Raw genomic sequence first — 26,965 nt, forward strand, 5'->3', positions numbered from 1 at the left:
GCACGCCCCACAATGCGTCGTGACATTGCCAACGTGCCGGTACGAGCCATGAATGACGCACACATAGAGCGCCTGCCCTACCGCCAGGCCTGGATCGACCAGGCGCGGCAGCACCCCCTCACCACCTTCGGCCTCGCGATGGCCGCCCTGTGCGTGCTGTGGCTGCTGGGGCACAGCCTGGTCAGCGTGAGTCGGGGGGAGGCCAGTCTCAACCTGCTGCATGGCCTGATGGCGGGTGGCGCCGGCTTCGCGGCGACGGCGCTGGGTGCCGCATCGGGCTGGCTGCTGCGCGACCTGCGCGCGCGTACCGAGGACACCATGCTCGGCTTCGCCGCCGGCATGATGCTGGCCGCCAGTTCCTTCTCTCTGATTCTGCCGGGCATCGAAGCCGCCCGCGGCATGACCGACAGCGGCGCGATGGCTGCGCTGGTGGTGGTGGCCGGGCTGGGCCTGGGCGTGCTGCTGATGCTGGGGCTGGACGAATTCACGCCGCATGAACATGCCAGCACCGGGCCCTGCGGGCCGGCGGTCGCACGTGTCAATCGCGTGTGGCTATTCGTGCTGGCGATCACCCTGCACAACCTGCCGGAAGGCATGGCGATGGGCGTGAGCTTCTCGCAGGGCGACCTGTCGGTGGGCCTGCCGCTCAGCACCGCCATCGCCATCCAGGACATTCCCGAAGGGCTGGCGGTGGTGATGGCGCTGCGCGCCGCCGGCATGAGCAGTGGCCGCGCCGTGCTGCTGGCGGCAGCCTCGGGCCTCATGGAGCCGCTGGGCGCCTTGCTCGGCGTCGGCTTGGCCGGCGGTTTCGCGCTGGCCTACCCGCTGGGGCTGGGCTTGGCGGCGGGGGCGATGATCTTCGTGGTATCGCATGAAGTGATTCCGGAGACCCATCGCAATGGCCACCAGACACCGGCGACGCTGGGCCTCATGGCGGGCTTTGCCCTCATGATGGTGCTGGATACCGCACTGGGCTGAACCGGAGGCGACACGCACTGTCGATCCACGCATGGATGAACTGATCGCCAACCCCTACGTCGCCCTGGTCGTCGCCCTCGCGGTGGCGGCGGTGGTCGGCACCCTGATCCACCGCAGCGGCCGCATCGTACTGGCGCGCCTCAGTGCGCCGGTGCCCATCGCGCAGACGGTGCTGCAGAAAATGAGCGTGCCGGCCGGCTACGCGCTGCCCTTGCTGCTGATGCAGCTGGTGCTGCGCGGCGCGCCGGATGACTTGCGCGGCATCGACCCGCTACGCCACGTCTGCGCGGTGCTGCTGATCATCGCCATCACCTGGCTGCTGCTGCGCGCGGTGTCGGGCCTGGCGCGCGGCATCACCGACCGCCACCCCCTCAACGTCGTCGACAACCTCAACGCGCGGCGCATCCACACCCAGACCAACGTGCTGATGCGCACCACCATGGTGGTCATCGTGCTGTTCGGCCTGTCGGCGGTGCTGATGACCTTTCCGTCGGCGCGCACCCTGGGGGCCAGCCTGCTGGCGTCCGCCGGGGTGGCCGGCATCGTGCTGGGCATGGCCGCCAAGCCGGTGTTCGGCAACCTGATCGCCGGCGTGCAGATCGCCCTCACGCAACCGATCCGCGTGGACGACGTGCTGATCGTCGAGGGCGAATGGGGCTGGGTGGAGGAGATCACCGGTACCTACGTGGTGATGCGCCTGTGGGACCGTCGTCGCCTCATCGTGCCGCTGCAGTGGTTCATCGAGCACCCCTTCCAGAACTGGACGCGTACCAGTGCGTCCATCATCGGCTCGGTGTTCTGGTGGGTGGACTACCGCATGCCGCTGGAGCCCCTGCGCGTCGAGTTGCGCCGCCTGTGCGAGGAAGTGCCCAAGTGGTGGGACAACGACGTGGTGGTATTGCAGGTGGTGGATTCCGGCCTGGAGTCCATGCAGTTGCGGGCGCTGGTGTCGGCGCGCAACTCGCCGGACTGCTGGGACCTGCGCTGCCATGTGCGCGAAGGCATCGTGCGCTTCGTGCAGCGCGACTACCCCGAGTTCCTGCCGCGCCTGCGAGCCGAGATGTCGGCGCTGCCGGGCGAGGAGGGCGCCCCGCCGCCGATACCGTCGATGCCGCCGGGAGCGTCGGGAACGGGAACACCGACCGCCGCCCCGACAGCCTGAGCAGGCCGGGGCGGCGACATGCCTGCAGCGCCTACAGCGGGTAGGTCCTGCTGACTTTCTCCTTGTCGCTTTCCTGCTGCGCCAGCAGGCGTTCCTTGATCTTCTCCGCGATAGCTTCCTCGGCCACCTTGCGCGTCTCCGGGTCCATGGCGTTCAGGTCATCCTCGGTCAGCCCCAGCTCCTTCATGACCGCCTCGCGCAGGCGTTCCTCCGGAGATTTCTTCATGTAGGCGAAGAACTCGGCCTGCGCGTCGCTGATGTACTTGTCGCGCGTATCTGGGAGGGGCTTCGCTTCGCGGGCCGGTGCTTCAGTGAGTCCGCCGTAAGGCGTCTCGCGGGCGCGTGTCAGGGCGGCCTCGAACGTGCCCCCGGACACCTCGACTCCCTTGGGCCACTGGCGACCCAGCGGGGATGTGTCGGTCGGGTTGATCTTCATGTCATGTCCTTCTGGAAGAGCCTGTGCGATGCGTGACGCTGCATATCGCATGCCATCCAGCTGCAAGGGCGCTGTGCCATGGCGGGCGCGCCGCAGGCATGCAGTGCGCGGCAGTGTTTGCCGCTTGCAGCGGCAGGCTTTGCCCGTCACCGGCACGCCCGTCTGCCGCTTTCGGTAACATTCCGGTTCTCCCAACGAAAGGACTCCGCCATGAGCGAACCCGTCACCACCGAATCCGGCCTCATCTACGAAGACAGCATCCTGGGCACCGGCGCCGAGGCCAAGGCCGGCCGCACGGTCGTCGTGCACTACACCGGCTGGCTCACCGACGGCAGCAAGTTCGACTCCAGCAAGGATCGCGACGACCCCTTCATGTTCCCGCTGGGTGGCCGCCGTGTCATCGCCGGCTGGGACGAAGGCGTGCAGGGCATGAAGGTCGGCGGCACCCGCAAGCTGACCATCCCGCCGCAACTCGGCTACGGCGAGCGTGGCGCAGGCGGCGTGATTCCGCCAAATGCGACGCTCGTGTTCGAGGTGGAGCTGTTGGAAATCCTCTGATTTCCTTTCCTCCGAGGACTTCCCTTCCCGCCGCTCCGGCAAGCAGGAGGCCGCCATGAACGCACCCCTCAGCCAGCAGGACCAACTGATCGCCCGTCTGATCGAGATGGTGCGCAGCGATTCGCTGCTGTCCTGTGTGGGCGTCAAGTCGGTCATGCCTGCAAGGGCGCCAGCGAAGGCGGGAAGTGGTTGCGTCGCAGTCAACGGTCCCGTTCGTCACGCGACCGGTCGGGTGACAGAAGCCCTGACAGAGAAAAACTACAGGGCCTCGGCCCGGCGTCCGACGATGGCCGCAGGGGTAGCCCCCTACAGTTCGGGTACGGACCACGCGTTCCAGTGCGTGGCGACCAAACCAAGGAGGAACGCGCCATGAGTTTCCAGACCACACTGATCAACGAAGCGGCCGACGACGCCGACAAGGCACTTGCCCGCAAACGCGCGGAGCAGGAGGCTGCTCGCCATGACGCCGAAGGGGCTGCGGGTGTCGTGCCCATCGACCCGCCGCTGCCGGAGGAAGAAACCCGGCTGGAGCACGCTGCGGCCGAAGGCGGTGACGCGCAGGCCAGCGCGGAAGAAGTCGACGCGAAGACCAAGGCCGACTACCGGCCTTGAGCAGCGCTTGAGACAGGCAACAAAAAACCGGGCGCGATGCCCGGTTTTTTGTTACGTCGCCGGGAAGCCCCGGCCGCGATCAGGATGGCACGGTGCCGGTTATGACCCGTGGCGCGCCGGGCTCTTCCACCTTGCTGGGCATCGGCGCCGGCAGCATGTGTGCGTACTTCGCGCAGGCGCCCAGCACGCCGGACACCACGAGGTAGCTGAAGGCCACGGCCGGACTCTGAGCGATGCCGATGGCCTCGCCGTGCATGAAGCCGAAGAAGGTCAGCACGGCACCTGCGAGCGCGAAGGCGCTGGCTTTCATGAACTGGCGCTCGATCACGCACACGCCGATGGCGCCGAGGATCAGCCCGCCGAGGATGGCGCCGCCGCCCATCACCTCCAGCCCGTGGTAGAGGATGCCGACCTGTCCCAGCTTGTCGAGGCCGACCGCCGCCGCGCTGGTGCCGGCTGCGCCCAGTGCGTTGTCGATCTGCAGCTTGCCCCAGGCCGCGAGGTGCGGCGTCAGGGCCAGCACGATGGCCGGTGCGTGCTTGTGCGGCGTTTCCTGGAAGGCTTGCGCGCCGATCAGCATGCCGATGTAGAGCAGGATGGGCGAGATGGCCACCACCGGCACCAGGGCCATCATCAGCGCGATGATGCCGAACCATGACAACAGGATGACCACGATGCCCGTCGCGGCCGAGTAGCCGATGCGTCCGCCCATCGCCTTCCAGCCCGGGTGGCCGATGTACACCGCGTTGATGAAGGGGTTGCCCATCAGGCAGCCGATCAGGCTCACCACGCCGTCCGCCGTCAGCACCCGCGTGGTGGGGAAGCTGTCGCCGGCCACCGCTGCGCTTTCCACGTTGTCCATCGCTTCCACCAGGTCGTAGATGCCGAAGGGAATCGCAGTGACGAGGATGATGCCGAGGAACTCGAAGCCGGAGAACACATGGCCGATGGCGGGCACAGGCACCGAGAAGCCGAAGCTGGACAGCGCGCTGGTGACGTTGCCGAGGCTCATGCCACCGTAATTCAGGCCGAACAATGTGGCCCCCCAGGCGATCACGCAGCCGACCGCGATGGCCACCAGCCCCGCCGGAATGCCACGGAAGCGCACGCCGCCGAACCAGCCGACGAGGATCAGCGAGAAGCAGATGAGGCCCAGCACCGGGGTGATGAACATCTCCTGCGCCGGCCGCATCGAGATGAAGGCGATGGACACGCCGGCCAGCGTGCCGAGCAGCGCGGCGCGCGGCGTGATCTTGCGGATCCACGGTGCGACGAAGCCGCCGATCATCAGCACGAAGCTCTGCACGAACACCCAGGTGAGCCCGGCCTCCCAGCCGCGCACGGGGTCACCGGTCTTCACCGAGATCGGCAGCATGATGACGAACACCACCACGAACATGTGCGGCACGCTGATGCCCGAGGGCAGCGCACACACGTCGCTGCGCCCGGTCTCCTTCGCCAGCTTGTAGGCGAGCCACGCGTAGTACAGCGTGGACAGGCACATCATCAGCCCGACGGCAGGCAGGATGCGGCCGAACACGATGTCGTCCGGCATCTTCAGCACGAAGCGCAGCAGGCCGGTGAGCACCAGCATGTTGACCAGGATGTTGGTGCCGAAGCCGAAGAGTGCGTTCCAGTCGCCGGGCGTCCAGAGTCGCGGTTTGAAGACAGCAGAGTTCATCGCTACACCTCCCTGTTGGTGTGAGAACGTGAGGAACAACCGCACTACGGGTGCAGCCGGTCAGCGATGCCCGGCCCGCCCCCAGTCCCGGGGCGCGGCGTGGTGGAACCGTGGTGTGTCTCAGCCCAGCGCGGCGACGATCCGCGTGGAATCGGACACCCAGCCGAAGATGCCGCCTTGCGCCTTGATCATGCGCAGGCCCATCTCGTGGAACTCGGGGAAGTAGGAGGCGCAGCAGTCGCCCGGCACGATGCAGCGGTAGCCGCGGTCGTTTGCCTCGCGCACCGTGGTGTGCACGCAGACCTCCGTGGTCACGCCGCAGACGATCAGGGTGTCGATGCCGCGGTTGAGCAGCATGGTCTGCAGGTCGGTGGCGTAGAAGGCGCCCTTGCCGGGCTTGTCCACCACGGGCTCGCCGGCCAGCGGATACAACTCGGGAATGATGTCGTGGCCGGCCTCGCCGCGGATGAGGATGCGGCCCATCGGCCCGGGTGAGCCGATGCGCAGGCTGGGCTCGCCGCGTTCCACCTTGGCCTTCGGTGCGTCGGCCATGTCCGGCCGGTGGCCTTCACGGGTGTGGATCACCAGCATGCCGTGGGCTCGCGCGCTGACGAGCAGTGCCTGGATCGGGGCGATGGCGCGCTTCAGCAGGGACACATCGTTGCCCAGCGTTTCGCCGAAGCCACCCGGCTCCAGGAAGTCGCGCTGCATGTCGATGACGACCACCGCGGTGCGCGCAGGGTCGATGGCGATGGCCTCCGGCTCGGCGTCGATCAGCACCTGCCCCGTCTCCCTGTGTCCCATGTCGCGCTCCCGTATGTCCGCGTCGCTGCCAGGGGCTGGTACCGGCCCCGGCGTTCCCATCAAGCAAGAGCCGAACCAGTTGCATACAAGAATGTCGACATGGCGAAGCGTGAGAGCTGGCGCGGCTCTGCAGCCATTCATGACTGGTCCGACCTGCGTCAGGATTCGCGGCCGGGTGGCAACCTGCGCAAGAGCGGTGCGCCGGCTGCGCTGCTTTGGGGCGGACTCTGCTCGGTGGCGACCCACTGGGCGGGCGAGTGTGAGCTGGGTGCCGTTGACCTTCCCATGATGGGAAAGTCCAGCATCCGGTCGTACCATCCGTCCTGGAGCAAAGCCATGGTTTCAAGCCTGATGAATCCCGTTCCCCCGTCACAGCCCATTCCCGCAGCGCTGCATCTCCCCATCGAGGGCATGACCTGTGCGAGCTGCGTCGCCCGCGTGGAGCGCGCGCTTCGCGCAGTGCCGGGCGTGGCGGATGCGACGGTGAACCTGGCGACCGAGCAGGCCAGCGTGCGCGGCAGCGCCAGCCTGGACCCGGCGGCGCTGGTGGCCGCCATCGAACGCACCGGCTTCCGGGTGCCGGCGCAGGAGATCGACCTGTCCATCGAGGGTATGACCTGCGCGAGCTGCGTCGCCCGCGTGGAACGCGCGCTCGCCACCGTGCCGGGCAGCGAGACGGTGGCGGTGAATCTCGCCACCGAGCGCGCCCGCGTGCGTACCCGCAACCCGGCTGCGCTCGACGACCTGCTGGCGGCCGTGGCGCGCGCTGGCTACCAAGCCACGCCGGTGACGGCCGATGCCGGGCCATCCACCCGTCCCCGCGACGCGCACGAGCGCTGGATGCTGGCCGGCAGCGCGCTGCTGAGCCTGCCGCTGGTGTTGCCCATGCTGCTCGCGCCGCTGGGCATCGATGCGATGCTGCCGGGCTGGTGGCAGTTGCTGCTGGCCACCCCGGTGCAGTTCATCGCCGGGGCGCGCTTCTATCGCGCCGGATGGCATGCGCTGCGTGCGCGCAGCGGCAACATGGACCTGCTGGTCGCGCTGGGCACCAGCGCGGCCTATGGACTGTCCCTGTGGCAGGTCCTGCGCCATGGCGGCCATGCCGGGCATGGCGACATTCATCTCTACTTCGAGGCCTCCGCGGTGGTCATCACCCTGGTGTTGCTCGGCAAATGGCTGGAGACACGCGCCAAGCGGCATACGCTGGACGCCATACGCGCCCTGCAGGCCTTGCGGCCGGAGACCGCCCGCGTACTGGAAGCGGGGGGCGAGCGCGAACTGCCGCTCGCACAGTTGCGTGCCGGCATGACCGCGGTGGTCCGCCCCGGCGAGCGCGTGCCGGCCGATGGCGAGATTGTCGAGGGCGACACGCACGTGGATGAATCCCTGATCACCGGTGAAAGCCTGCCGGTCGTGCGTGGCGTTGGCGACAGCCTGACCGGTGGTGCGATCAACGGCGAGGGGCGCGTGCTGTTGCGCGTCACCGCCGTGGGCGCACAGTCGCGCCTGGCCCGCATCATCGCGATGGTGGAAGACGCGCAGGCGCGCAAGGCGCCGATCCAGCGGGTGGTGGATCGCGTCAGCGCCGTCTTCGTGCCGGTGGTGCTGGGCATCGCCCTGCTGACCCTGCTGGGCTGGGGGCTGGCGAACGGCGACTGGACGCAGGCCACGCTCAACGCGGTGGCGGTGCTGGTGATCGCCTGTCCCTGCGCGCTCGGCCTGGCGACGCCGACCGCCATCATGGCGGGCACCGGCGTGGCCGCCCGTGCAGGCATCCTGATCCGCGACGCGGAGGCGCTGGAAGTGGCGCAGGCGGTGCGCGTCGTCGCCTTCGACAAGACCGGCACGCTGACGGCGGGCAGGCCACGACTCACCGCGCTGGTGCCACTGGAAGCGGGTGCAGACGCGGATGCCCTGCTTGCCGTCGCGGCCGGCCTGCAATCCGGCAGCGAGCATCCGCTCGCGCGCGCCGTGCTGCAGGCAGCGCAGGACCAGAGCGTCGCACCGCTCCCGCTGGCGGACCTGAGGACCGAGCCGGGTCGCGGTCTGCGCGGTGCGGTGCATGGCCGTCGCTACGTGATCGGCAATGCGCGCTGGATGGACGAACTCGGCCTGCCCACCGCCGCAGCCCTGCAGCAGCACGCCGAGCTGCCGGGCCGCGGCGACACCGTGTCCTGGCTGGCCGAGACGGACGCTGCCCCTGACCCTGACAGGCCGCCGCGCCTGCTGGCCTTGCTGGCGTTCAGTGACACCCTGCGCGAAGGCGCGCAGCAGGCCATCGCGACACTTGCCGCCCAGGGCGTGCGCAGCGTGATGATCAGCGGCGACCACCGCACGGCTGCCCGGCACATCGCGGCGCAGGTGGGCATCCGCGATGTGCACGCGGAAACCCTGCCGCAGGACAAGGCCGCCGTGGTGGAAGCGCTGAAGACACAGCTTGGCGATGGACAGGGCCGGGTGGCGATGGTGGGCGACGGCATCAACGACGCGCCCGCGCTGGCGGCTGCCGACGTCGGCATCGCCATGGGCGGCGGCACCGACGCCGCCATGCACGCCGCCGGCATTACCCTGATGCGTAGCGATCCGCGCCTCGTGGCGGACGCACTAGATGTGTCGCGCCGCACCTGGCGCAAGATCCGGCAGAACCTGTTCTGGGCCTTCATCTACAACCTGGTCGGCATTCCGCTGGCCGCCTTCGGCCTGCTCAACCCGGTGATCGCCGGGGCTGCCATGGCCCTGTCCAGCGTCAGCGTGGTGAGCAACGCGCTGCTGCTCAAACGCTGGCAACCCCGCCACGAGGAGAACCCCTGATGCCGGCCCACCGCGCCCCGCTGGAACACGCCCACGCACGCGAGCAAGGCCTGCTGGACATCGGCCAGGCCGCCGCGGCCAGCGGCGTGTCCGCCAAGATGATCCGCCACTACGAGGAGATCGGCCTGCTGCGCGAGGTGCCGCGCACTGCGGCCAACTATCGCGTGTACAACGCGCAGCACGTGCATGCGCTGCGTTTCATCAGGCGGGCCCGGAAGCTGGGCTTTCCCGTCGCGGAGATCCAGGCCCTGCTCGACCTTTGGCAGAACCAGCGTCGCTCCAGCGCGACCGTGAAGCGCATCGCGACCCGCCATATCGATGCATTGCAGGCCCGCGTGGATGAGCTGCAGTCGATGCTGGCCACGCTGCGCCACCTGGTGCATTGCTGCGCCGGCGACGAGCGCCCGGATTGCCCTATCCTTGACGATCTGGAACACCATCCGGCGGAACATTGAACGCGTCAGCCGGGCCGTCATGTGGCGTGCAAACGGCTGGCATGCAAGGTGTCGTTCCGTTTTCGACTATTCGTGTTTCTGCCGAGTTTTACTGCCCGCCCGACCCCCGCTCATGTCTGCACAGACCCCCTACGAAGAGATCGGCGGCGAAGCCACCGTGCGAAACCTGGTGGATCGCTTCTACGACCTGATGGAACTGGAGGAGCATGCCGTCGGCATCCGCTCGCTGCATCCCTCCACCCTCGATGGCAGCCGCCAGAAGCTGTTCGAGTTCCTCAGCGGCTGGCTGGGCGGCCCCAGCCTGTACATCGAGAAGTACGGACACCCACGCATGCGTGCGCGGCATCTGCCTTTTGCCATCGGTGAAGCCGAGCGCGATGCCTGGCTGGCATGCATGCGCCAGGCGCTGGACGAGGTGCTCGGTGGCCATCCGCTGGTGGAGCCGCTCTACAAGACCTTCGCGGACTTCGCCGACCACATGCGCAATCGCTGAACCACTGCGCGCGACATGATTTTTTACGCAATCATGTTTTGCATGAAACACAGTTTCATGTTGTTCCATGCTTATGGCATTGCGCCGGATATTGTCGATTCGGCTGGTTTCCAGCGGATTTATTGATCTGCCAGAGGGCAGAAAGCCGCCGGCGCAGCATCGCCAACCGCCCGGCGTTAACAAGCTGCCAGGACAGGCGACGGAACCCTTCAGGACATACCCTATCTACCCGAAAAGACAGATGCTGCGATGCACAGCGCTGCCTACGATGCTGCAACACCTCCGGGAGAGAGCCGATGTTCGATGCCGCCGTGTACTACAAGACCGACAAGGGTCGCGAAGAGGTCAACTCCCGCGCTTACCACCTCACCGCGCGCATGCGCGCCGCCCTCATCCTGATCGACGGCAAGACCAGTGGCCGCGAACTGCGCGTGATGCTGGGGCCGCTGGGTGAGGTCGAGCAGATCATCCAGCAGCTCATCGACGACGGGTTCATCGAATCGGACTTCGATCTGCCATCCGCGTCCGTGATTGCCCAGACCTTCGGTTCCCTCAACGTATCGCGCTGAACCGGCGATGCGATGTTTGCCGCAACGGGCGTGAGTCCGTTGCGGTTTTTCGTTTACGGGGACGGTGCGGCGGGAGCGGGGCGCGCTCAGCGGATCGGTTTCACGCCCGGCAGCGGCGTGTCGAGGATGGCCTCGCGCAGCAGGTCGATGACCTTGGTGCGCGGGTAGGTGACGCGCCAGGCGATTGCCACCTTGCGCGAGGGCACCGGCGCCGCCAGCGGTCTTACCGCCACCAGTTTCTGCGTACTGCTCAGCGGGTCCGCCGCGGTGCTGGGCAGCACCGTGACGCCGAGGCCGGTCGCCACCATGTGGCGTATCGTCTCCAGCGAACTGCCCTCTAGGGTCTTCTGCAGCCCGGTGCCGTGCGCGCAGCGCGGGCAGGCTTCCAGCACCTGGTCGCGGAAGCAGTTGCCGGCGCCGAGCAGCAGCAGCGGTTCTTCCTGCAACTTGGCGACGCTGATCTCCCTGGCGTCCGTCCACGGATGGGTGGCGGGCATGACGACGCGGAACGGTTCCTCGTACACCGGCTGGGCGACGATGCCGTTCTCCTCGAAAGGCAGGGCCAGGATCGCCACGTCGATGTCGCCGCGCTTCAGCGCTTCGGAAAGGCGGCTGGTGTAGTTCTCCTGGATCATCAGCGGCATGCGCGGTGCCCGCTCGGTCAGCAACGGAATGAGGCCCGGCAGCAGGTAGGGGCCGATGGTGTAGATGACGCCCAGGCGCAACGGGCCGGCGTATGGATCGCGACCGGATTCGGCGATGTCGTGTATCTGGTTGGCCTCGCGGATCACGCGCTCGGCCTGGTCGACGACGTGGCGGCCGATCTCGGTGATCTTCACGTCGGTGGCGCTACGCTCGAACAGCAGCACGCCCAGTTGCTCCTCCAGCTTCTTCACCGCGACTGACAGGGTGGGCTGGCTGACGTGGCACTTCTCGGCGGCACGGCCGAAGTGGCGCTCCTGGGCGAGGGCGACGATGTAGCGCAGGTCGGTGAGGGTCATGGGAGGGCGGTCCGTCGGCAGATCAACGCAGGCATTGTAAGTCCGCCTTGTACGGCACGTCCCGCGTCGCTTCGATGCGCCCTCGCAAAAGCAGCGCGGGGCTTGAAACGCGCCTGATGAGCCCCCACTTTGTAAGCGACTGTAAGCCCCCGGAACAGGGCTGGCGGGCATCGGTCTGTCGCCCTGTCACGACGTTTCTTTCAAGGAGCAAGAACCATCATGAAGTGGTCCCCTTCCCGTACCGTCCTGGCGGCCGCTGTGGCCGTCGTTGCCTTTGCCGGCGCGGTGCATGTCGGCTTCGACATCGCCCCGTCGAGCGCCAACGCCGCTTCGCCGGCGGTTGCCGCGACCAACGCCACCGCATCTCCGGCCGTGGTCGCGCCCTCTGCCCGTGTCGCGCTGCCCGACTTCAGCGCGCTGGTGGAGCAGGTGGGCCCGGCGGTGGTGAACATCAGCGTGACCAGCGTCGATCGCAGCGCACGCGGCGGCATCCAGATCGACGAGAACGATCCGATGTACGAGTTCTTCCGTCGCTTCGGCATCCCGGTGCCCGGCGCGCCGGGGGGACCCAACGCCGCCCCGCGGGTGCAGCAGGGCGTGGGCTCGGGTTTCATCGTCAGCGCCGACGGCTACATCCTGACCAATGCCCACGTGGTGGATGGCGCCACCGAAGTGACGGTGCGCCTGACCGACAAGCGCGAGTTCAAGGCCAAGGTGATCGGCCTGGACAAGCGTACCGACGTGGCGCTGGTGAAGATCGAGGCCGGCGGCCTGCCGGTATTGAAGACCGGTGACACCGAGAAGACCAAGGTGGGCGAATGGGTGCTGGCGGTCGGCTCGCCCTTCGGCTTCGAGAACACCGTCACCGCCGGCATCGTGTCCGCCAAGGCACGCCGCCTGCCCGACGAGAACTTCGTGCCTTTCATCCAGACCGACGTGGCGATCAACCCCGGCAACTCGGGCGGCCCGCTGTTCAACCTGAGCGGTGAGGTGATCGGCATCAACTCGCAGATCTACTCGCGCTCCGGCGGCTTCATGGGCATCTCGTTCGCGATTCCCATCGACGTGGCGCTGAAGGTGAAGGATCAGCTTCAGCAGCACGGCAAGGTGCAACGCGGCAAGCTGGGCGTGGGTTTCCAGCCGCTGGACAAGGACCTCGCCGAAGCCCTGGGCCTCGACAAACCGCAAGGCGCGCTGGTGCGCGAAGTGGAGTCCGGCGGCCCCGCCGACAAGGCCGGTGTGCAGCAGGGCGACGTGATCCAGCAGGTGGATGGCACCCGTGTCGAGGACGCGGGAGACCTGCCGCGCGCGATCGGCGAACGCCGCCCCGGCGACACGGTGAAGCTGCGCATCTGGCGCGACAAGAAGGCACGCGACGTCAGCGTCAAGCTGGCGGAGATGCCCTCTGACGTTGCCAGCGCGGACGAGCCGGAACAGGGCAAGGAAGCGCCGGCCGGCAAACTCGGCCTGTCGGTGCGTCCGCTGACCGGCAACGAGTCGCAGCGCCTGAACGTGCCCGGCGGCCTGCTGGTCGAGCAGACTACCGGCGCGTCGCAGCGCGCGGGCATCCGCCAGGGTGACATCGTGCTCGCCGTCGGCAACACCTCGGTGAACACCATCGACCAGTTGCGCAAGGCCGTGGATGCCGCGGGCAACCGCGTGCCGCTGCTGGTGCAGCGAGGCAGCAGCCGGCAGTACGTGGTGGTGCGGGCCGGCTAAACGCTTCTGCGCGACTCATGAAAAAGCCGCACGGCATGCCGTGCGGCTTTTTTTCGTTCATGGCCTTGGGTGGACCTGATCTGGCGCGTCGCCTCGTGAAAGGTGTCGACCGACTACTGGCGGCCCGTCGACTGCCGCGCCACCAGCCTCGGTTCCAGCAGGGTGTCGGCGTCCGGCCAATTGCCGGCCAGCGCGCCGAGCAGGCGCTCCATGGCCACCACGCCCTGGCGCTCGCTCTGCATGTCCACGGTGGTCAGCGGCGGGTTGGCGTAGCGCGACAGCGGGATGTCGTCGAAACCGGCCACCGCTACGTCGTCAGGCACCTTGAGGCCCAGCGACTGCGCTTCGTGCATGAAGCCCAGTGCGATCAGATCGTTGTAGCAGACCACCGCGTCGGGCCGGTCGTCCGCCAGCAGCACGCGTGAACAGATGGCCTCGCCTTCTTCCGGCGTCGGCAGATTGACGTCGAAGACCTTCGCGCTGGCGCCGATTTGCGCGAGACCGTCCTGCAGGCCCTGCAAACGCTCGGCATTCCAGCGTGCCTGCGGGAAGCCGACGTAGGCAAAGCGCTTGCGCCCCTGGCTGGCGAGGTGGCGACCGAGCATGTTGGCCGCGCGGTAGCCGTCGGTACGCACGGCAACGACGCCCTGGCGCTGGATGGCGCCGAAGAACACCACCGGCTTGCCCTGCTGGGCCAGCCAGTCGACGGTCTCCAGCGGGATGCGCGAACTGACGATCAGGCCGTCCACCCGCCGCGACAGGGCGCCCAGCAGCTCCTGTTCGCGCTTCGGGCTTTCTTCGAGATCGACCACAAGCAGGTTGTAGTCGTGTTCGATGGCGACGCGGTTGGCGCCCTTCACGATGTTGGCGAAGTGCGGATTGCGCACGTCCATGATGGCCAGGCCGACGCTCTTCGTCTGGCCGGTGACCATGCTGCGCGCCAGCGGGTTCTGGCGGTAGCCAAGCTGATCGATCACGGCCTTCATGCGCGCCTCCACTTCGGCGGAGAAGCGCTGCTGGCCGTTGATGAATTTGGAGACGGTGGCTGTCGAGACGCCGGCCGCTGCGGCCACGTCGCGGATGGTGGCGGGCTTCTTGGGCTGCATGACTTTCACTGTGAAGGGGGTCCGGAGAACTGCGCAAGCACCTGGAACAGGCGTCGGATGGAAAACGTTTATGCCGTCTAAGCCAGTAATTCTTAAGAAACGAATTTCCGCTGAACGTTAATGAGCAGGAAAAAACCTGTCAAGGCAGTTAAATAGTTTTACTTCGCGGTCCCTACGTACGATCAATGTGTTGACGGCGGCTTGCCTCCGCGTCTAGACTGGAATCAGTTAAACGATTAACTCGATGCTCAAACAAACTAATTTGCGGCGATGTGGCCGCCTGGTAGTGGGTTCTCGTTGATTCATCGGATTGCTGCCGCACGTCTGGGGCGGCGATCCACAGGTCCCTGCCGTTGGTCTTGCCGGACCGGCGGTCGGGTTGCGATGACGGATTGTCTCCCCGTCACCGCGCAGAAGCGGGCTGTTGCCGCAGCACGCTTCGAACACCCCAAGGTGTCCTCCAGAAGGGTGTCCTCCGTTCCACCGTCTCCACTTTAGCGAGTGGAGACGGTTTTTTTTGCCCGCGTCGGGCTGGACTAGCGACGCAGTGCGGGGCTGGCAGGCAGCGCGCAGGCCGCTGCGTATTCGCTGGCAAGGCGGGCCACCAGTTCGGCCGTGGGCGGCACGTCGTGGATGGTGGCGACGCCGTGACCCGCACTCCAGGTGTCGCGCCAGGCCTTGGCCTCTTCGGCCAGATCCTTCAGCACGGCTTTGCCTGCCGCTGGATGGAGTTTGTCGCGGCTGTAGCCGGCGGCGGCGAGCGAGGGCATCAGGAAGTTGGCGTTGGCTCCCGAAATGACGTCCGTATACACGATGTCCGCCGCGTTGCTGTCCACCACCATGCGCTTGTAGTCGGGCTGCGCGCGGGACTCCCGGGTGGCGATGAAGCGGGTGCCGAGGTAGGCCAGATCGGCGCCCAGCGTCTCGGCTGCGCGAATGCCCGTGCCATCGGAAATCGCGCCGCCGAGCACCAGCAGCCCGTCCCAGAACTCGCGGATCTCGCGCACCAGCGAAAACGCACTCTGGCTGCCGGCGTGCCCCCCCGCCCCGGATGCGATGGCGATGATGCCGTCGACGCCGGCTGCCGCCACCTTGCGCGCATGCGTGGCGTGAATGACATCGGCCAGCACCAGGCCACCGTACGCATGCACCGCCTCGACCACCTTACCGGGATGTCCCAGGCTGGTGATGACGAAGGGCACCTTGTGGTTCACGCAGAGCGCCAAGTCGTCGGCCAGGCGGACGTTGCTGGCGTGCAGGATGAGATTCACGCCGTAAGGCGCGGCATCGGCATCCAGCGCGTCGCCGATCTGTCCCAGCCACATGTCGAACTGGCTGGACGGCCGCGCGTTCAGTGCCGGGAACGTGCCGGCGACGCCGGCCGTGCAGGTGGCGATGACCAGTTCGGGGCCGGACACGAGGAACATCGGCGCGGCAATCGCCGGCGCGCGCATGCGGCCTTGGAACAGGGCGGGCAGGGACATGGAAGAGCCTCCGGCAGATGACCGCCGGAGGCTAGCATACGCAGGGGTACGGGGCGATGCGGGACGCTACCGATACCAGCGCCCCGTGATCGCTCAGGGCAGGCGCGACTCGCCGGCGAAGAGGCTCTGCACGGTTTCGCGCGCGCGCACCAGATGCACCTGGTCTCCATCTACCATCACCTCGGCAGCACGCGGACGGGTGTTGTAGTTGGAGCTCATGACCATGCCATAGGCGCCCGCCGACTGGATGGCCAGCAGGTCGCCCGCCGCGATGGCGAGCTTGCGGTCGTGGCCGAGGAAGTCGCCGCTCTCGCAGATGGGACCGACGATCTCGTACACCTGTTCCGGCGTATCGGTGCCGGGCGCCACGGCCACCATGTCGTGATAGGCGTCGTACAGCGCGGGGCGGGCCAGGTCGTTCATGGCCGCGTCGACGATGGCGAAGTTCTTGGTCTCGCCGTGCTTGAGGAATTCCACCCGCGTCAGCAGCAGGCCGGCATTGCCGACCAGCGAGCGGCCGGGCTCGAAGCACAGCTGCTCCTTGCGGCCCGCGAAGCAGGCGAGCAGCGGGGCGAGGTAGTCCGCCACCTTCGGCGGCACCTCGTTGGCGTAGCGGATGCCGAGGCCGCCACCGAGGTCGATGTGTTCCAGGTGGATGCCTTCGCTCTCCAGCTGGCGCACGAGGCCCAGCACCTTCTCGGCGGCTTCGGTCACCGGTGCGCCATCCAGCAGTTGCGAGCCGATGTGGCAGGCGATGCCGCTGACATGCAGATTGGGCAATGCGGCCGCACGGCGGTACAGCGCAAGCGCATCGGCGAAGGCGACACCGAACTTGTTGTCGCGCAGGCCGGTTGAAATATAGGGGTGGGTCTTCGGGTCGACGTTGGGATTCACGCGCAGCGCGATGGGCGCGCGCTTGCCCAGACTGCCGGCCACTTCATTCAGGCGGTCGATCTCGGTGGGGGACTCGACGTTGAAGCAGCGGATGCCGGCGACCAGCGCATCGCGCAGCTCCGCCACGGTCTTGCCGACGCCGGAGAACACGATGCGGTCGGCACGGCCACCGGCGGCCAGCACACGCGCCATCTCGCCACCGGACACGATGTCGAAGCCGGCGCCGAGGCGGGCGAACACATCCAGCACGGCGAGGTTGCTGTTGGCTTTGACGGCGAAGCAGACGAGTGAATCGCGGCCTGCCAGCGCGTCGGTGTAGCTGCGGTAGGCCGCCTCGAGCGCGGCGCGCGAGTAAACGTAAGTGGGGGTGCCGTACTGCTCGGCGATCTGGCGCAGCGGAACGGCTTCCAGGCGCAGGCCGTCCTTGGCCTGGGCAAGGGTGGGCATGGCAAAGCTCATGGTGCAATAGGCGCAGGGGCCGTGGTGGGTTTGTTGTTATGATCAGCCGCGCTGGTCGGCGCCGGAGCAGGCGCCTGTTGCGGCGGGGGCAGGTACAGGCCGCCCTTGATGCCGCAGGCAGTGATCGACAGCAGGAGCGCGCAGGTCAGCAGGATGCGCATGATGATTGGCGGCAGCAGCAAAGCCGGGATGGTAACAAAGAGCACACGATGGACGAACGGGAATTCCTGAGCCTGGCCGACGCGACGATGAGTCGCCTGGAGGAGGTCATCGAGTCCGCGCTGGATGCGGCGGACGTCGATTACGACAGCGAGCTGCAGCCGGGCGGCATCCTTGAGCTGACTTTCGAGGACGACAGCAAGATCATCATCAACCGCCACGCGGCCGCCCGCGAGATCTGGGTGGCGGCACGTGCTGGCGGCTTCCACTACCGCCACGACGGCGGGCGCTGGATCGGCACCCGCGATGGCGAAGAGCTGTTCGCCGCCTTGTCACGCTACATCTCAGCCCAGGCCGGGGCACCGATCTCCCTGCAGGATTAGCGCGTCGCGCACTCGGCGCACCTCACTTACGCGGTGCCGCCGCGCTAGTCCGCGTGCGGATTCGGAAGGTTGGAGGTTGGGGCGGCGGCATCCGGTGGCGGTGGTGCGGGTGGCGGCTCTACGACTGCCGGGATGTGCTCCTCGTAGATCAGGTCGTCCTGGTCGCCGGTCTTCACCGGAACGAGTCCGGAAGGCATGGGCATGGATTCTTCCGGCACACCCTTGAGCACCTTGTCCATGTAGCCGATCCATACCGGCAGGGCCAGCGCGCCGCCCGTCTCGCCCGAACCGAGGCGCTTGGGCTGGTCAAAGCCGGTCCACGCGATGGCCACGACGCTGGACTGGTAGCCGCAGAACCAGGCATCTACATATTCGTTGGTGGTGCCGGTCTTGCCGGCGAGGTCACCGCGACCCAGCGCCATCGCCTTGCCTGCCGTGCCCCGGCGCACAACGTCCTTCATCATCACGTCCATGAGGTAGACGTTGCGCGGATCGAGCACCCGTTCGGCCTGCTCGCCGGCTGCCTTCGGGGTGTAGCGGGCCACGACGCGATCGGCCTCGTCGCGGATCTCGCTGACCACGAAAGGGGCGACGCGATAACCGCCGTTGGCGAAGACGCCGTACGCCTCCAGCATCTGCCAGGGCGTCACCGAACCGGCGCCCAGCGCCATGGTGAGATAGGGTGGATTCTTCGCGGCATCGAAACCGAAGCGGCTGGTGACGTAGTCCTGCGCATAAGCGGTGCCGATGTCCTGCAGAAGGCTGATGGCCACCACGTTCTTGGATTTGGCGAGCGCGGTGCGCAGGGACATCGGCCCGTCGTACTTGCCGTCGTAGTTCTGTGGCGTCCAGGCCTGGCTACCGGTGGCTTCCGCCGAGAAGGACAAGGGTGCGTCGTTCATCATCGTCGCCGGCGTGTAACCCTTCTCTACCGCGGCCGAGAAGATGAACGGCTTGAAGCTGGAGCCCGGCTGGCGCCAGGCCTGCGTGACGTGGTTGAACTTGTTGCGGTTGAAGTCGTAGCCGCCTACCAGCGCGCGCACGGCGCCGGTTTTCGGATCCATCGACACGAAGGCCGATTCGACCTCCGGCGGCTGGGTGATGATCAAGCCGCCCTTCGCACCCTCCGCCACGCGGATGACCGCGCCGCGGCGCAAGCGCTTGTTGGGCGGTGCGTTGTCGGCGCGCATGGCCGCGACGAACTTCAGCGCGTCACCGGTGATGTCGACGGCCTTGCCGTTGCGCAGGTAGACGCGCAGCGCCTTGGGCGTGCTGGAGAGCACGATGGCCGCATACATATTGCCGTGGTCGGGGAAGTCGTCGATCAGGTCTTCCAGCGCTTCGTCCTGGTCGGACTTGACCGCACCCATGTCCACAAAGGCCTCGGCCCCCCGGTAGCCATGGCGACGGTCGTAATCCAGCGCGTTCTTGCGCAGGGCATCGTATGCCGCCTGCTGGTCAACCTTGCGGATGGTCGTGATGACCTTGATGCCCCGCGTATAGGCCTCGTCCTTGAACTGTTCGACCGCCATCTGTCGGGCCATTTCGGCGACGAACTCGGCGTGTACGGTGGGCGTGCTGCGAGCCGTGGCCGAACGTCCGATGACCAGGCGTTGCGGCTCGGCGCGGGCCTGCTCGTAATGGCGATCGTCGATCTGGTTCAGTTCGAACATGCGCCGCAATACATAGTGCTGACGCAGTTTGGCGCGCTCCGGGTTGGCGACAGGGTTGTAGGCAGACGGCGCCTTGGGCAGGCCGGCCAGCATCGCGGTTTCCGCCAGTGTTAACTCTTTGAGGCGCTTGCCGTAATAGGTCTGGGCGGCCGATGCAAAGCCGTACGCACGTTGCCCGAGGTAGATCTGGTTGATGTAGACCTCAAGAATCTGTTCTTTTGACAGGCTTTTCTCGATCTTCAGTGCAAGCAGGATTTCGTAGAGTTTGCGATTGAAGGTTTTCTCGCGGCTCAGATAGAAATTGCGTGCGACCTGCATGGTGATGGTGCTGCCGCCCTGGCGACGGCCTCCCCCCATCAGGTTGAGCAGTGTGGCGCGCGTAAGGCCGGCGAAGTCGACACCACGGTGTTCGAAGAAGCGGTCGTCCTCGGCAGCGAGGATGGCGTGGACCAGATCCGGGGGAACATCCCGGTAAGCGACGAAAGTACGCCGTTCCTCGCCATATTCGCCGATCAGCGCACCGTCCGCGGTATATACCCGCAACGGCACGCGTGGCTTGTAGTCGGTCAAGGCTTCCAGCGTTGGAAGCTTGGGGTAGGCAAAGGCGGCAGCAATGCCCAGCGCGGCGGTGCCGAGCAGGGCAAGTGCGACCAGGGCAGCAACAGAAATGGTCAGCCAGCGGGTGAACATGGGTTTCCTTCGATTGGCTGGCCATTATAGGTCGGTCCATTCGTCGGCCCCGACCCAGCCGCCGTTCGGCGTCGAATTGCTTTACATATTCGACGGCTTACTGCTAGGATTTAAAGTAATTTGTGGTTAGTGCGCCTAACTATCGGATTTTAAACGATAATTAAAGGATGGCTCCACTGTGATTGATTTCAGCGCCCTGCTGGGGGGGAAGGCGCGGCCCTTGATTGGCCTCGATATTTCCTCGTCGGCAGTCAAGATGGTCGAGTTGTCCGCAGCGGCCGCCAACCAGTACCGGTTGGAACGGTATGCCATCGAACCTTTGCCGCGTGATGCGGTGACGGACGGAAACATTGCGAGCCTGGAAGGGGTTGCTGAGTCCGTTCGACGCGCATGGAAGCGTTTGGGTTCCAGCACCCGTAACGTCGCCCTGGCGTTGCCTGCCTCCGCCGTCATTTCCAAGAAGATTGCGTTGCCCGCCGGCTTGCGCGAGCTTGAGATGGAAGTGCAGGTCGAGTCCGAGGCCAACCAGTACATTCCCTTCGCTATCGAGGAAGTGAACCTCGACTTCGAAGTGATTGGCCCCATGCCCGGCAGTCCGGACGAAGTCGAAGTGATGATCGCCGCCTCCCGGAAGGAAAAGGTCGAGGATCGCGTCGCCGCCGCGGAAGCCGCGGGCCTCAAGGCCATAGTGATGGACGTCGATGCGTTTGCGGCGCAGGCGGCCTTCGACCTGATCCGCCAGCGCCTGCCTGATGGCGGCAAGGGCAAGATCGTCGCGATGGTCGATGCCGGTGCAACGGCGATGAAGGTCACCATCATGCGCGACGACAACGTGTTGTACTCGCGCGATCAGGCTTTCGGCGGCAACCAGCTGACGCAGGATATTTCGCGCAACTACGGCATGAGCCCGGAAGAGGCTGAAGCCGCGAAGCGCTCCGGCACGCTGCCCGAAAACTACGAACACGACCTGATGCGCCCGTTCATGGACAGCCTGGGGCTGGAAGTGTCGCGCGCGCTGCAGTTCTTCTTCACCTCCACCCAGTTCAATCAGGTCGACCAGATCATTCTGGGCGGTGGTTGTTCCGTGGTGCCCGGCCTGGATCAGGCCGTGTCGAGCCGGACGCAGGTGGCAACCCAGGTGGCCAATCCCTTCGTGGGCATGGCGCTGTCGCAGAAGATCCGCCCCAAGAGCCTGGCCGGTGACGCGCCGGCCTTGCTGGTGGCGTGTGGCCTGGCAATGAGGAGGTTCGACGCATGATCCGCATCAACCTCCTGCCGCACCGGGAAGAAGCCCGCAAGCGGCGTCGCCAGGAGTTCTACACCCTCATCGGGCTTGTCATGCTGCTGGCGTTGGCAATTGCCTTCGTCGTGCATACGTTTATCGCCAACTCCATCGAGCAGCAGCAGAACAAGAACGACTTCCTGAAGCGCGAGATTGCGGTGCTGGACAACGACATCGCCGAGATCAAGCGCTTGCGGGAACAGACGCAAGCGCTGTTGTCACGCAAGCGGGTGATCGAGGAGCTGCAGAGCAATCGCGCCGAGACCGTTCACGTCTTCAACGAGCTTGTGAAGCAGACGCCGGAAGGCGTGTACCTCAAGTCGATCAAGCAGACTGGCAGTGTCATCAATCTGGTTGGCTACGCGCAGTCGAACGCACGCGTGTCGCAGTTGATGCGCAATCTGGACGCATCGCCCGCGCTTCAATCCCCGCAACTCATCGAAATCAAGGCCGCCGACGTCAATCGGCGTCGGGTCAGTGAGTTCAACCTGAACATTTCGATCGAACGGCAAGTGCTGGAAGATCCGAGTGGCAAGCCGGCTACTGACGCCAGCGCGCCTGCCGCAGCGGGAGGTAAGTCATGAAGCTGTCGGGCGGAGTGAATTTCGGTCAGATTGCGGATGATTTCCGCAATCTCGATCCCAACGACCCCGGAGTCTGGCCGCTTGCACCGCGCGTGGCAGTTCTCATCGGTCTGTTGATCGCAGCCCTGGTGGCAGCTTGGTGGTTCGACTGGAGCAGCCAGATGGATGCTCTGGAACAACAACGCCAGGAAGAGGCCAAGCTCAAGGAAGAGTGGGCCGGCAAGAAACGTCAGGCGGTCAACCTGGATGAGTACAAGAAGCAATTGGCCGAGATTGATCGTCAGTTTGGCGCCCTGCTGAAACAGCTGCCGAACCGTACCGAGATGGAAGGCCTGCTGGTCGAGGTGAATCAGGCGGGTAGAGGGCGTGGTCTGCAGTTTGATCTCTGGAAGCCGGGTGCCGAAGGCATGAAGGAGTTCTATGCCGAATTGCCCATCGCGATGCGCGTCGTCGGCGGGTATCACGACCTCGGCAACTTCGTCAGCGATGTGGCGCAACTGCCGCGCATCGTGACGCTGCGCGATCTGTTCATCGAACAGAACAAGGAAGGCGGCCTGAAGATGGAGGCCAATGCCGTGACCTATCGCTATCTCGACGAAGAAGAGGTGGCCAAGCAACGGCGCGAAAAGGCTGAGAAGGACAAGAAGAAATGATCCTCAACCGCAAGCCTGGCTTACTGCTTTGTCTGGTGCTCCCGGTCTTTCTCGGCGCGTGCGCAAGCGAAGAGCACAGCGACCTGAAGGCCTGGATGGCTACCGAGGCATCGACCATGCGCGGCCGTGTGCCCCCGCTGCCTCAACTGCAGACATTTCCCGTCGTCGCCTATGACGTCGGCAGCATGCTTGATCCGTTCCAGTCTTCCAAGCTGGAACCACAAGGGCGTGGTGGAGCGAATCGTCCGGACACGAATCGACGCAAGGAGCCTTTGGAGTTCTATGCGATCGAGACCATGAGGATGGTAGGCCTGCTTCAGATGAAAGGTGTTCCGGTGGCGCTTGTTCAGGCCGACAAGAACATCCACCAAGTGCGGGTCGGCAACTACATCGGACAGAACTTCGGCGTTATCACGAAGATCTCCGAATCCGAAATATCCATCAAGGAACTCATTGAAGACGCCAACGGCGACTGGGTAGAACGCGTCGCCGCCATGCAACTGCAGGAGCAGGAGGCCAAGAAATGACAAGAACCATTCGACTGTGTGCAGCGCTGATGTATGTAGCAGGTGTGATGTTCGCATCGGGCGCATCTGCTCAGTCGCCGGCGCCGGCGACTCCTGCCGCGGCTGAAGGCCGCAATGCCATTGAATCGATCCGTGCCGAGCAGAACATGGGCGTGGTGACGGTTCGCATCACGCTACGGCGGCCACTGGAGGGGCAGCTGGGAACGTTCAGTGTTTCCAATCCGGCGCGCGTTGCGATCGACTTTCCTGCTACTTCCAATGCGACCGGCTCGGGCTCCAAGGCGCTCAACGAGGGAGATGTTCGCAGTGCCAATCTGGTGCAGGTCGCAGACCGGACCCGTCTGGTGCTGAACCTGACCCGTCCGCTCGCATTCGAGACGAAGAATGAAGGGCGCGACGTGGTCATCAATCTGACTGCGGCGACATCCAAGTCTCCCGAGGCCACGACGACTGCCCGTTTTGTCGAGCAGAAAGGTGGTCCTGACCAGCACAGCATCAACGACATCGCGTTCCGTCGTGGCAAGGATGGCGAAGCACGCCTCGTGATCGATCTGTCTGATTCGAACACGGGCATCGATATTCGCCAGCAGGGTAGCAATCTCGTGCTGGAGTTCCTGAAGACGGCCGTGCCGGACCGCCTCAAGCGCCGCCTCGACGTCACGGATTTTGGTACGCCTGTGACCGATGTCGTGACCACGCAGCAAGGCAACGCCGTGAGGATCGTTGTGGCGCCGAAGGGGCTGTGGGAGCACAGTGCTTATCAGAGCGACAATCAGTTCGTGCTGGAGGTCAAGTCGGTTCAGGAAGATCCGCGGAAGCTTGTCCAAAGCGCAAACAAGGCCGTGAAGTATGCAGGCGAGAAGCTGTCCCTGAACTTCCAGAACATTGATGTCCGATCCGTGCTTCAGGTGATCGCTGACTTCACCAACTTCAACATCATTACCAGCGATACGGTGACCGGCGCTCTGACGCTGCGCTTGAAGGATGTTCCGTGGGATCAGGCCCTCGAGATCATTCTGCAGGCCAAGGGTCTGGACATGCGCAAGAATGGCAACGTGATCTGGATTGCGCCAAGCGATGAACTGGCGACCCGTGAAAAGCTCGAGCTGGAAGCAAAGTCACAGATCCAGGATCTCGAGCCTCTGCGGACCGAGAGTTTCCAGATCAACTATCACAAGGCTCGCGCGATTTCGGACTTCATGAAGAACAAGGAGCAGACCATCCTTTCCAAGCGCGGATCGGTCGTGGTTGATGAGCGCACCAACAAGGTTTTTGTGAACGATGTTGGCGCTCGGCTGGATGATATCCGTCGCTTGCTTACCGAAATCGATGTGCCGGTACGCCAGGTTCTGATCGAAGCCCAGATCGTCGAGGCCAGCGATGCCTTTGCACGGAACATTGGCATGCGCCTCGGACTGCACATGACCGACTCTGCTGCCGGACGCTACCGCGTGGGTGGTGGGCTGGCGGATACGGGTTATCACACAGGCCAGACTTCAACGGTCCCCGACTTCCTGAATGACTCGTTGTCCTGGAACAACCCGGCGCCTAGTCTTTCGAGCAAGAACGTCGGAGCTCTGTCGCTGGTGTTGTGGAACAGTGCAGCTACGCGCTTCCTGAATCTTGAAGTTACGGCACTGGAGACGGATGGGCGCGGCAAGGTGGTTTCCCGTCCTCGCGTCATGACGGCCGACCAGACCGAGGCGACAATCGAGCAGGGTACGGAGTTGCCCTACAAGCAATCCACCAGTTCGGGCGCTACTTCGGTTGCCTTCCGCAAGGCAGTGCTGGCGCTGAAGGTCAAGCCGCAGATCACGCCCGATGGCAAGATCTTCATGACTCTGGATGTCAACAAGGACACGCCCAACGAGCGTTTGAATAATCCGGACATCGGCTACGCGATCGATACTAAGCACGTGAAGACGGAAGTGCTGGTGGAGAACGGCGGAACGGTGGTGATCGGCGGCATCTTCCAGCAGGATATTCGCAACAACACTGCGAAGGTGCCACTGCTGGGCGACATTCCGGTTCTGGGTTATCTGTTCAAGGAAAACGAACGCCAGGACACGAAGACGGAACTGTTGGTATTCATCACGCCGCGCATCGTGTCGGACCAGACCTTGGTGCGCTGAGCCTGATCTGATGGCTGAGCTTGCCGGTTTCACGGCAGGCTCAGTAACATAGGCGGGTGATACAGCACGGCAACATCTATCTCATCGGCCTGATGGGGTCTGGGAAGACCACCATCGGGCGGATGCTCGCACGGCGCCTAGGGCGCCGTTTTCTTGATTCGGACCACGAGATCGAGCAGCGCACGGGCGTGAAAGTGCCGGTGATTTTCGAGCTCGAGGGCGAAGCAGGTTTTCGCCAGCGTGAAGCGCAGACGATCGCGGAGCTGACACAGGAGGCAGGCATCGTGCTGGCCACCGGTGGTGGTGCGGTCGTTACGCCCGCCAATCGGCAGGCACTTTCCGAGTCGGGTTGGGTTGTCTATCTGGACGTGCCGCCTGCGGTGTTGTTCGAGCGCACCCGACACGACGGCAACCGTCCGTTGTTGAAGGTGGCCGATCCGCTTGGGCGGCTGACCGAATTGCGCACACAGCGTGACCCCTTGTATCGCGAGATTGCCGATCTCATCGTCGACGGCGGGCGGGGCAATTCGCAGCTTGCGGTAACGAAGATCCTGAAGGAATGGGAAAAGTGGTACGCACACTCGACGTAGCGCTGGGCGACCGCGCTTATCCGATCCGTATTGGTGATGGTCTCCTGTCGAAGCCGGAACTGATCCTCCCTTACCTGAAACGGCCTCGCGTGGCGATCGTCACCAACGATGTCGTGGGGCCGCTTTACCTCGAAACGCTGTCAGCGAGCTTGCGCGACGCGGGTGTGACGGTAACGCCCATCGTCTTGCCGGATGGCGAGGCGCACAAGAACTGGGAAACGCTGAATCTCATCTTCACCGGTTTGCTGGAAGCGCGTTGCGAGCGCTCGGTCACGATGATCGCGCTGGGCGGTGGTGTCGTCGGTGACATGACCGGCTTTGCGGCGGCGGCCTACCAACGCGGCGTGCCGTTCATCCAGGTTCCGACCACGCTGTTGTCGCAGGTGGACTCTTCGGTGGGCGGCAAGACCGCCATCAATCATCCGCTCGGCAAGAACATGATCGGCGCGTTCTACCAGCCGCGCCTGGTGCTGGCTGACGTCGGGACCTTGCGGACGCTGCCGATCGAGGAGCTGCGCGCAGGCCTTGCTGAGGTCATCAAGCACGCGCTCATCCGTGACGCTGCACGCGTCGACTGGCTGGAGCTACACATGGACGCGCTGCTCGACCGTGATGTCGAACTCCTCGCCGAAGCGGTGGAGTGGAATTGCCGCATCAAGGCGACGGTGGTGGCGGCTGACGAGACGGAGCAGGGGGAGCGGGCCCACCTCAATCTTGGCCACACCTTCGGCCACGCCATCGAGACCGGCATGGGCTACGGCGAGTGGTTGCACGGCGAGGCCGTCGCGGCCGGTACGGTGATGGCCGCCGACCTGTCGGCGCGGCTCGGCATGTTGACCGGAGCGGACGTGCAGCGTGTGCGTCGCCTGTTCGAGCGTGCCGGCCTGCCGGTGGTGGGGCCGAACCTCGGCGGCCCCGGGCGCTATCTCGAACTGATGCGTCACGACAAGAAGGTGGAGGATGGCAAGCTGCGCCTGATCCTCCTGGAAAAGATCGGCCGTGCGGTGATTCATGACAGCGCTTCGGTCGCTGCCATCGAAGCCAGCATCCGCGCCTGCAGCGAGGCCTGA

The 26,965-nt window shown here is 65.3% G+C and carries 27 protein-coding genes; 18 read left to right on the plus strand and 9 right to left on the minus strand.

Going from position 1 to position 26,965, the window contains the following annotated elements; genetic code table 11:
* The first annotated feature begins 48 nt into the window (after nucleotides 1-48).
* Together VVD47_RS14585 and VVD47_RS14590 are read left to right on the plus strand one after the other, a co-directional pair.
* The gene (locus VVD47_RS14585; RefSeq protein WP_327604214.1) at nucleotides 49-978 is read left to right on the plus strand and encodes a ZIP family metal transporter; all 930 of its coding nucleotides are present in this window, start codon (nucleotides 49-51) and stop codon (nucleotides 976-978) included.
* Between the two features lie 31 nt (nucleotides 979-1,009).
* Nucleotides 1,010-2,140 (plus strand): mechanosensitive ion channel family protein, encoded by a 1,131-nt coding sequence (locus VVD47_RS14590; protein ID WP_327604215.1) that lies wholly within the window; start codon nucleotides 1,010-1,012, stop codon nucleotides 2,138-2,140.
* Between the two features lie 31 nt (nucleotides 2,141-2,171).
* Here VVD47_RS14590 and VVD47_RS14595 read toward each other — a convergent pair whose 3' ends face one another.
* Nucleotides 2,172-2,576 (minus strand): hypothetical protein, encoded by a 405-nt coding sequence (locus VVD47_RS14595; RefSeq protein WP_327604216.1) that lies wholly within the window; start codon nucleotides 2,574-2,576, stop codon nucleotides 2,172-2,174.
* Between the two features lie 210 nt (nucleotides 2,577-2,786).
* Here VVD47_RS14595 and VVD47_RS14600 point away from each other — a divergent pair, with 210 nt between their 5' ends.
* From VVD47_RS14600 to VVD47_RS14610, 3 genes are read left to right on the plus strand one after another with little or no spacing between them, the layout of a single operon-like run.
* Nucleotides 2,787-3,134 carry an FKBP-type peptidyl-prolyl cis-trans isomerase gene (locus VVD47_RS14600; RefSeq protein WP_327604217.1) on the plus strand — a complete coding sequence of 116 codons (348 nt, stop codon included), beginning with the start codon at nucleotides 2,787-2,789 and terminating at the stop codon, nucleotides 3,132-3,134.
* A gap of 55 nt (nucleotides 3,135-3,189) precedes the next feature.
* On the plus strand, nucleotides 3,190-3,507 hold the full coding sequence (locus VVD47_RS14605) for a hypothetical protein (RefSeq protein WP_327604218.1): 318 nt from the start codon (nucleotides 3,190-3,192) through the stop codon (nucleotides 3,505-3,507).
* Nucleotides 3,504-3,746, plus strand: coding sequence for a hypothetical protein (locus VVD47_RS14610; RefSeq protein WP_327604219.1), 243 nt, complete (start codon nucleotides 3,504-3,506; stop codon nucleotides 3,744-3,746). Before VVD47_RS14605 ends, VVD47_RS14610 begins: the two co-directional genes overlap by 4 nt.
* A 79-nt stretch (nucleotides 3,747-3,825) precedes the next feature.
* Here the strand turns inward: VVD47_RS14610 and VVD47_RS14615 are convergent, their stop codons facing one another.
* Together VVD47_RS14615 and VVD47_RS14620 are read right to left on the minus strand one after the other, a co-directional pair.
* Nucleotides 3,826-5,427: a hypothetical protein gene (locus VVD47_RS14615; RefSeq protein WP_327604220.1), complete on the minus strand. Its 1,602-nt coding sequence runs from the start codon at nucleotides 5,425-5,427 to the stop codon at nucleotides 3,826-3,828.
* A 120-nt stretch (nucleotides 5,428-5,547) separates the two neighbouring features.
* Complete coding sequence (locus VVD47_RS14620; protein WP_327604221.1) at nucleotides 5,548-6,231, minus strand: cysteine hydrolase family protein; 684 nt, start codon at nucleotides 6,229-6,231, stop codon at nucleotides 5,548-5,550.
* A gap of 336 nt (nucleotides 6,232-6,567) precedes the next feature.
* On the opposite strand from VVD47_RS14620, the gene VVD47_RS14625 reads away from it, so the two are divergent.
* From VVD47_RS14625 to VVD47_RS14640, 4 genes are all read left to right on the plus strand, one after another.
* Nucleotides 6,568-9,042: a heavy metal translocating P-type ATPase gene (locus tag VVD47_RS14625; RefSeq protein ID WP_327604222.1), complete on the plus strand. Its 2,475-nt coding sequence runs from the start codon at nucleotides 6,568-6,570 to the stop codon at nucleotides 9,040-9,042.
* Nucleotides 9,042-9,497: a Cu(I)-responsive transcriptional regulator gene (gene cueR, locus VVD47_RS14630; protein WP_327604223.1), complete on the plus strand. Its 456-nt coding sequence runs from the start codon at nucleotides 9,042-9,044 to the stop codon at nucleotides 9,495-9,497. The genes VVD47_RS14625 and cueR overlap by 1 nt, the downstream gene beginning before the upstream one ends.
* A 112-nt stretch (nucleotides 9,498-9,609) precedes the next feature.
* On the plus strand, nucleotides 9,610-9,990 hold the full coding sequence (locus VVD47_RS14635; protein ID WP_327604224.1) for a group II truncated hemoglobin: 381 nt from the start codon (nucleotides 9,610-9,612) through the stop codon (nucleotides 9,988-9,990).
* Nucleotides 9,991-10,286: 296 nt separating this feature from the next.
* Nucleotides 10,287-10,559, plus strand: coding sequence for a hypothetical protein (locus tag VVD47_RS14640; RefSeq protein ID WP_327604225.1), 273 nt, complete (start codon nucleotides 10,287-10,289; stop codon nucleotides 10,557-10,559).
* Nucleotides 10,560-10,645: 86 nt separating this feature from the next.
* On the opposite strand, the gene VVD47_RS14645 is transcribed toward VVD47_RS14640, so the two are convergent.
* Nucleotides 10,646-11,560: a hydrogen peroxide-inducible genes activator gene (locus VVD47_RS14645; protein WP_327604226.1), complete on the minus strand. Its 915-nt coding sequence runs from the start codon at nucleotides 11,558-11,560 to the stop codon at nucleotides 10,646-10,648.
* A gap of 219 nt (nucleotides 11,561-11,779) precedes the next feature.
* Between VVD47_RS14645 and VVD47_RS14650 the strand changes: the two genes are divergently transcribed.
* The gene (locus tag VVD47_RS14650; RefSeq protein WP_327604227.1) at nucleotides 11,780-13,279 is read left to right on the plus strand and encodes a DegQ family serine endoprotease; all 1,500 of its coding nucleotides are present in this window, start codon (nucleotides 11,780-11,782) and stop codon (nucleotides 13,277-13,279) included.
* 113 nt (nucleotides 13,280-13,392) lie between these two features.
* Here VVD47_RS14650 and VVD47_RS14655 read toward each other — a convergent pair whose 3' ends face one another.
* The 4 genes from VVD47_RS14655 to lptM all read right to left on the minus strand — a co-directional run bounded on the left by VVD47_RS14655 (nucleotide 13,393) and on the right by lptM (nucleotide 17,383).
* Nucleotides 13,393-14,385 carry a LacI family DNA-binding transcriptional regulator gene (locus tag VVD47_RS14655; protein ID WP_327604228.1) on the minus strand — a complete coding sequence of 331 codons (993 nt, stop codon included), beginning with the start codon at nucleotides 14,383-14,385 and terminating at the stop codon, nucleotides 13,393-13,395.
* Nucleotides 14,386-14,921: 536 nt separating this feature from the next.
* Nucleotides 14,922-15,869, minus strand: a complete 948-nt coding sequence (locus VVD47_RS14660) for an NAD(P)H-dependent flavin oxidoreductase (RefSeq protein WP_327604229.1) — start codon at nucleotides 15,867-15,869, stop codon at nucleotides 14,922-14,924.
* 93 nt (nucleotides 15,870-15,962) lie between these two features.
* Nucleotides 15,963-17,210: a diaminopimelate decarboxylase gene (gene lysA, locus VVD47_RS14665; protein WP_327604230.1), complete on the minus strand. Its 1,248-nt coding sequence runs from the start codon at nucleotides 17,208-17,210 to the stop codon at nucleotides 15,963-15,965.
* Nucleotides 17,211-17,218: 8 nt separating this feature from the next.
* The gene (gene lptM, locus VVD47_RS14670; RefSeq protein WP_327604231.1) at nucleotides 17,219-17,383 is read right to left on the minus strand and encodes an LPS translocon maturation chaperone LptM; all 165 of its coding nucleotides are present in this window, start codon (nucleotides 17,381-17,383) and stop codon (nucleotides 17,219-17,221) included.
* A gap of 48 nt (nucleotides 17,384-17,431) precedes the next feature.
* Here lptM and cyaY point away from each other — a divergent pair, with 48 nt between their 5' ends.
* Nucleotides 17,432-17,764: an iron donor protein CyaY gene (cyaY, locus tag VVD47_RS14675; RefSeq protein ID WP_327604232.1), complete on the plus strand. Its 333-nt coding sequence runs from the start codon at nucleotides 17,432-17,434 to the stop codon at nucleotides 17,762-17,764.
* 44 nt (nucleotides 17,765-17,808) lie between these two features.
* On the opposite strand, the gene VVD47_RS14680 is transcribed toward cyaY, so the two are convergent.
* Nucleotides 17,809-20,127 carry a penicillin-binding protein 1A gene (locus VVD47_RS14680; RefSeq protein ID WP_327604233.1) on the minus strand — a complete coding sequence of 773 codons (2,319 nt, stop codon included), beginning with the start codon at nucleotides 20,125-20,127 and terminating at the stop codon, nucleotides 17,809-17,811.
* A gap of 178 nt (nucleotides 20,128-20,305) precedes the next feature.
* Here VVD47_RS14680 and VVD47_RS14685 point away from each other — a divergent pair, with 178 nt between their 5' ends.
* From VVD47_RS14685 to aroB, 7 genes are read left to right on the plus strand one after another with little or no spacing between them, the layout of a single operon-like run.
* On the plus strand, nucleotides 20,306-21,385 hold the full coding sequence (locus VVD47_RS14685; RefSeq protein ID WP_327604234.1) for a pilus assembly protein PilM: 1,080 nt from the start codon (nucleotides 20,306-20,308) through the stop codon (nucleotides 21,383-21,385).
* A complete protein-coding gene (locus tag VVD47_RS14690; RefSeq protein ID WP_327604235.1) occupies nucleotides 21,382-21,993 on the plus strand; it encodes a PilN domain-containing protein in 612 nt (203 codons plus the stop codon). Before VVD47_RS14685 ends, VVD47_RS14690 begins: the two co-directional genes overlap by 4 nt.
* Entirely contained in the window at nucleotides 21,990-22,646 is a 657-nt protein-coding gene (locus tag VVD47_RS14695) for a type 4a pilus biogenesis protein PilO (protein WP_327604236.1), read from the plus strand. Before VVD47_RS14690 ends, VVD47_RS14695 begins: the two co-directional genes overlap by 4 nt.
* A complete protein-coding gene (locus tag VVD47_RS14700) occupies nucleotides 22,643-23,173 on the plus strand; it encodes a pilus assembly protein PilP (RefSeq protein ID WP_327604237.1) in 531 nt (176 codons plus the stop codon). Before VVD47_RS14695 ends, VVD47_RS14700 begins: the two co-directional genes overlap by 4 nt.
* Nucleotides 23,170-25,305 (plus strand): type IV pilus secretin PilQ, encoded by a 2,136-nt coding sequence (gene pilQ / locus VVD47_RS14705; protein WP_327604238.1) that lies wholly within the window; start codon nucleotides 23,170-23,172, stop codon nucleotides 25,303-25,305. The genes VVD47_RS14700 and pilQ overlap by 4 nt, the downstream gene beginning before the upstream one ends.
* A gap of 56 nt (nucleotides 25,306-25,361) precedes the next feature.
* Nucleotides 25,362-25,895 (plus strand): shikimate kinase, encoded by a 534-nt coding sequence (locus VVD47_RS14710; protein WP_327604239.1) that lies wholly within the window; start codon nucleotides 25,362-25,364, stop codon nucleotides 25,893-25,895.
* Nucleotides 25,865-26,965 carry a 3-dehydroquinate synthase gene (aroB, locus tag VVD47_RS14715; protein ID WP_327604240.1) on the plus strand — a complete coding sequence of 367 codons (1,101 nt, stop codon included), beginning with the start codon at nucleotides 25,865-25,867 and terminating at the stop codon, nucleotides 26,963-26,965. Before VVD47_RS14710 ends, aroB begins: the two co-directional genes overlap by 31 nt.

Origin of the sequence: Uliginosibacterium sp. H1 (genome assembly GCF_036017065.1) — a bacterium.
Taxonomy (GTDB): Bacteria; Pseudomonadota; Gammaproteobacteria; order Burkholderiales; family Rhodocyclaceae; genus Uliginosibacterium.

What these genes read in the sequence shown, in the direction of transcription:
- VVD47_RS14700 (WP_327604237.1), top strand. Translation starts at nt 22,643, where the DNA reads ATGATCCTCAACCGCAAGCCTGGCTTACTGCTTTGTCTGGTGCTCCCG.
- VVD47_RS14620 (WP_327604221.1), bottom strand. Translation starts at nt 6,231, where the DNA reads ATGGGACACAGGGAGACGGGGCAGGTGCTGATCGACGCCGAGCCGGAG.
- VVD47_RS14680 (WP_327604233.1), bottom strand. Translation starts at nt 20,127, where the DNA reads ATGTTCACCCGCTGGCTGACCATTTCTGTTGCTGCCCTGGTCGCACTT.
- aroB (WP_327604240.1), top strand. Translation starts at nt 25,865, where the DNA reads ATGGGAAAAGTGGTACGCACACTCGACGTAGCGCTGGGCGACCGCGCT.
- VVD47_RS14605 (WP_327604218.1), top strand. Translation starts at nt 3,190, where the DNA reads ATGAACGCACCCCTCAGCCAGCAGGACCAACTGATCGCCCGTCTGATC.
- VVD47_RS14695 (WP_327604236.1), top strand. Translation starts at nt 21,990, where the DNA reads ATGAAGCTGTCGGGCGGAGTGAATTTCGGTCAGATTGCGGATGATTTC.
- VVD47_RS14635 (WP_327604224.1), top strand. Translation starts at nt 9,610, where the DNA reads ATGTCTGCACAGACCCCCTACGAAGAGATCGGCGGCGAAGCCACCGTG.
- lysA (WP_327604230.1), bottom strand. Translation starts at nt 17,210, where the DNA reads ATGCCCACCCTTGCCCAGGCCAAGGACGGCCTGCGCCTGGAAGCCGTT.
- cueR (WP_327604223.1), top strand. Translation starts at nt 9,042, where the DNA reads ATGCCGGCCCACCGCGCCCCGCTGGAACACGCCCACGCACGCGAGCAA.
- VVD47_RS14600 (WP_327604217.1), top strand. Translation starts at nt 2,787, where the DNA reads ATGAGCGAACCCGTCACCACCGAATCCGGCCTCATCTACGAAGACAGC.
- cyaY (WP_327604232.1), top strand. Translation starts at nt 17,432, where the DNA reads ATGGACGAACGGGAATTCCTGAGCCTGGCCGACGCGACGATGAGTCGC.
- VVD47_RS14690 (WP_327604235.1), top strand. Translation starts at nt 21,382, where the DNA reads ATGATCCGCATCAACCTCCTGCCGCACCGGGAAGAAGCCCGCAAGCGG.
- pilQ (WP_327604238.1), top strand. Translation starts at nt 23,170, where the DNA reads ATGACAAGAACCATTCGACTGTGTGCAGCGCTGATGTATGTAGCAGGT.
- lptM (WP_327604231.1), bottom strand. Translation starts at nt 17,383, where the DNA reads ATGCGCATCCTGCTGACCTGCGCGCTCCTGCTGTCGATCACTGCCTGC.
- VVD47_RS14595 (WP_327604216.1), bottom strand. Translation starts at nt 2,576, where the DNA reads ATGAAGATCAACCCGACCGACACATCCCCGCTGGGTCGCCAGTGGCCC.
- VVD47_RS14660 (WP_327604229.1), bottom strand. Translation starts at nt 15,869, where the DNA reads ATGTCCCTGCCCGCCCTGTTCCAAGGCCGCATGCGCGCGCCGGCGATT.
- VVD47_RS14625 (WP_327604222.1), top strand. Translation starts at nt 6,568, where the DNA reads ATGGTTTCAAGCCTGATGAATCCCGTTCCCCCGTCACAGCCCATTCCC.
- VVD47_RS14645 (WP_327604226.1), bottom strand. Translation starts at nt 11,560, where the DNA reads ATGACCCTCACCGACCTGCGCTACATCGTCGCCCTCGCCCAGGAGCGC.
- VVD47_RS14610 (WP_327604219.1), top strand. Translation starts at nt 3,504, where the DNA reads ATGAGTTTCCAGACCACACTGATCAACGAAGCGGCCGACGACGCCGAC.
- VVD47_RS14655 (WP_327604228.1), bottom strand. Translation starts at nt 14,385, where the DNA reads ATGCAGCCCAAGAAGCCCGCCACCATCCGCGACGTGGCCGCAGCGGCC.
- VVD47_RS14585 (WP_327604214.1), top strand. Translation starts at nt 49, where the DNA reads ATGAATGACGCACACATAGAGCGCCTGCCCTACCGCCAGGCCTGGATC.
- VVD47_RS14615 (WP_327604220.1), bottom strand. Translation starts at nt 5,427, where the DNA reads ATGAACTCTGCTGTCTTCAAACCGCGACTCTGGACGCCCGGCGACTGG.
- VVD47_RS14650 (WP_327604227.1), top strand. Translation starts at nt 11,780, where the DNA reads ATGAAGTGGTCCCCTTCCCGTACCGTCCTGGCGGCCGCTGTGGCCGTC.
- VVD47_RS14640 (WP_327604225.1), top strand. Translation starts at nt 10,287, where the DNA reads ATGTTCGATGCCGCCGTGTACTACAAGACCGACAAGGGTCGCGAAGAG.
- VVD47_RS14590 (WP_327604215.1), top strand. Translation starts at nt 1,010, where the DNA reads ATGGATGAACTGATCGCCAACCCCTACGTCGCCCTGGTCGTCGCCCTC.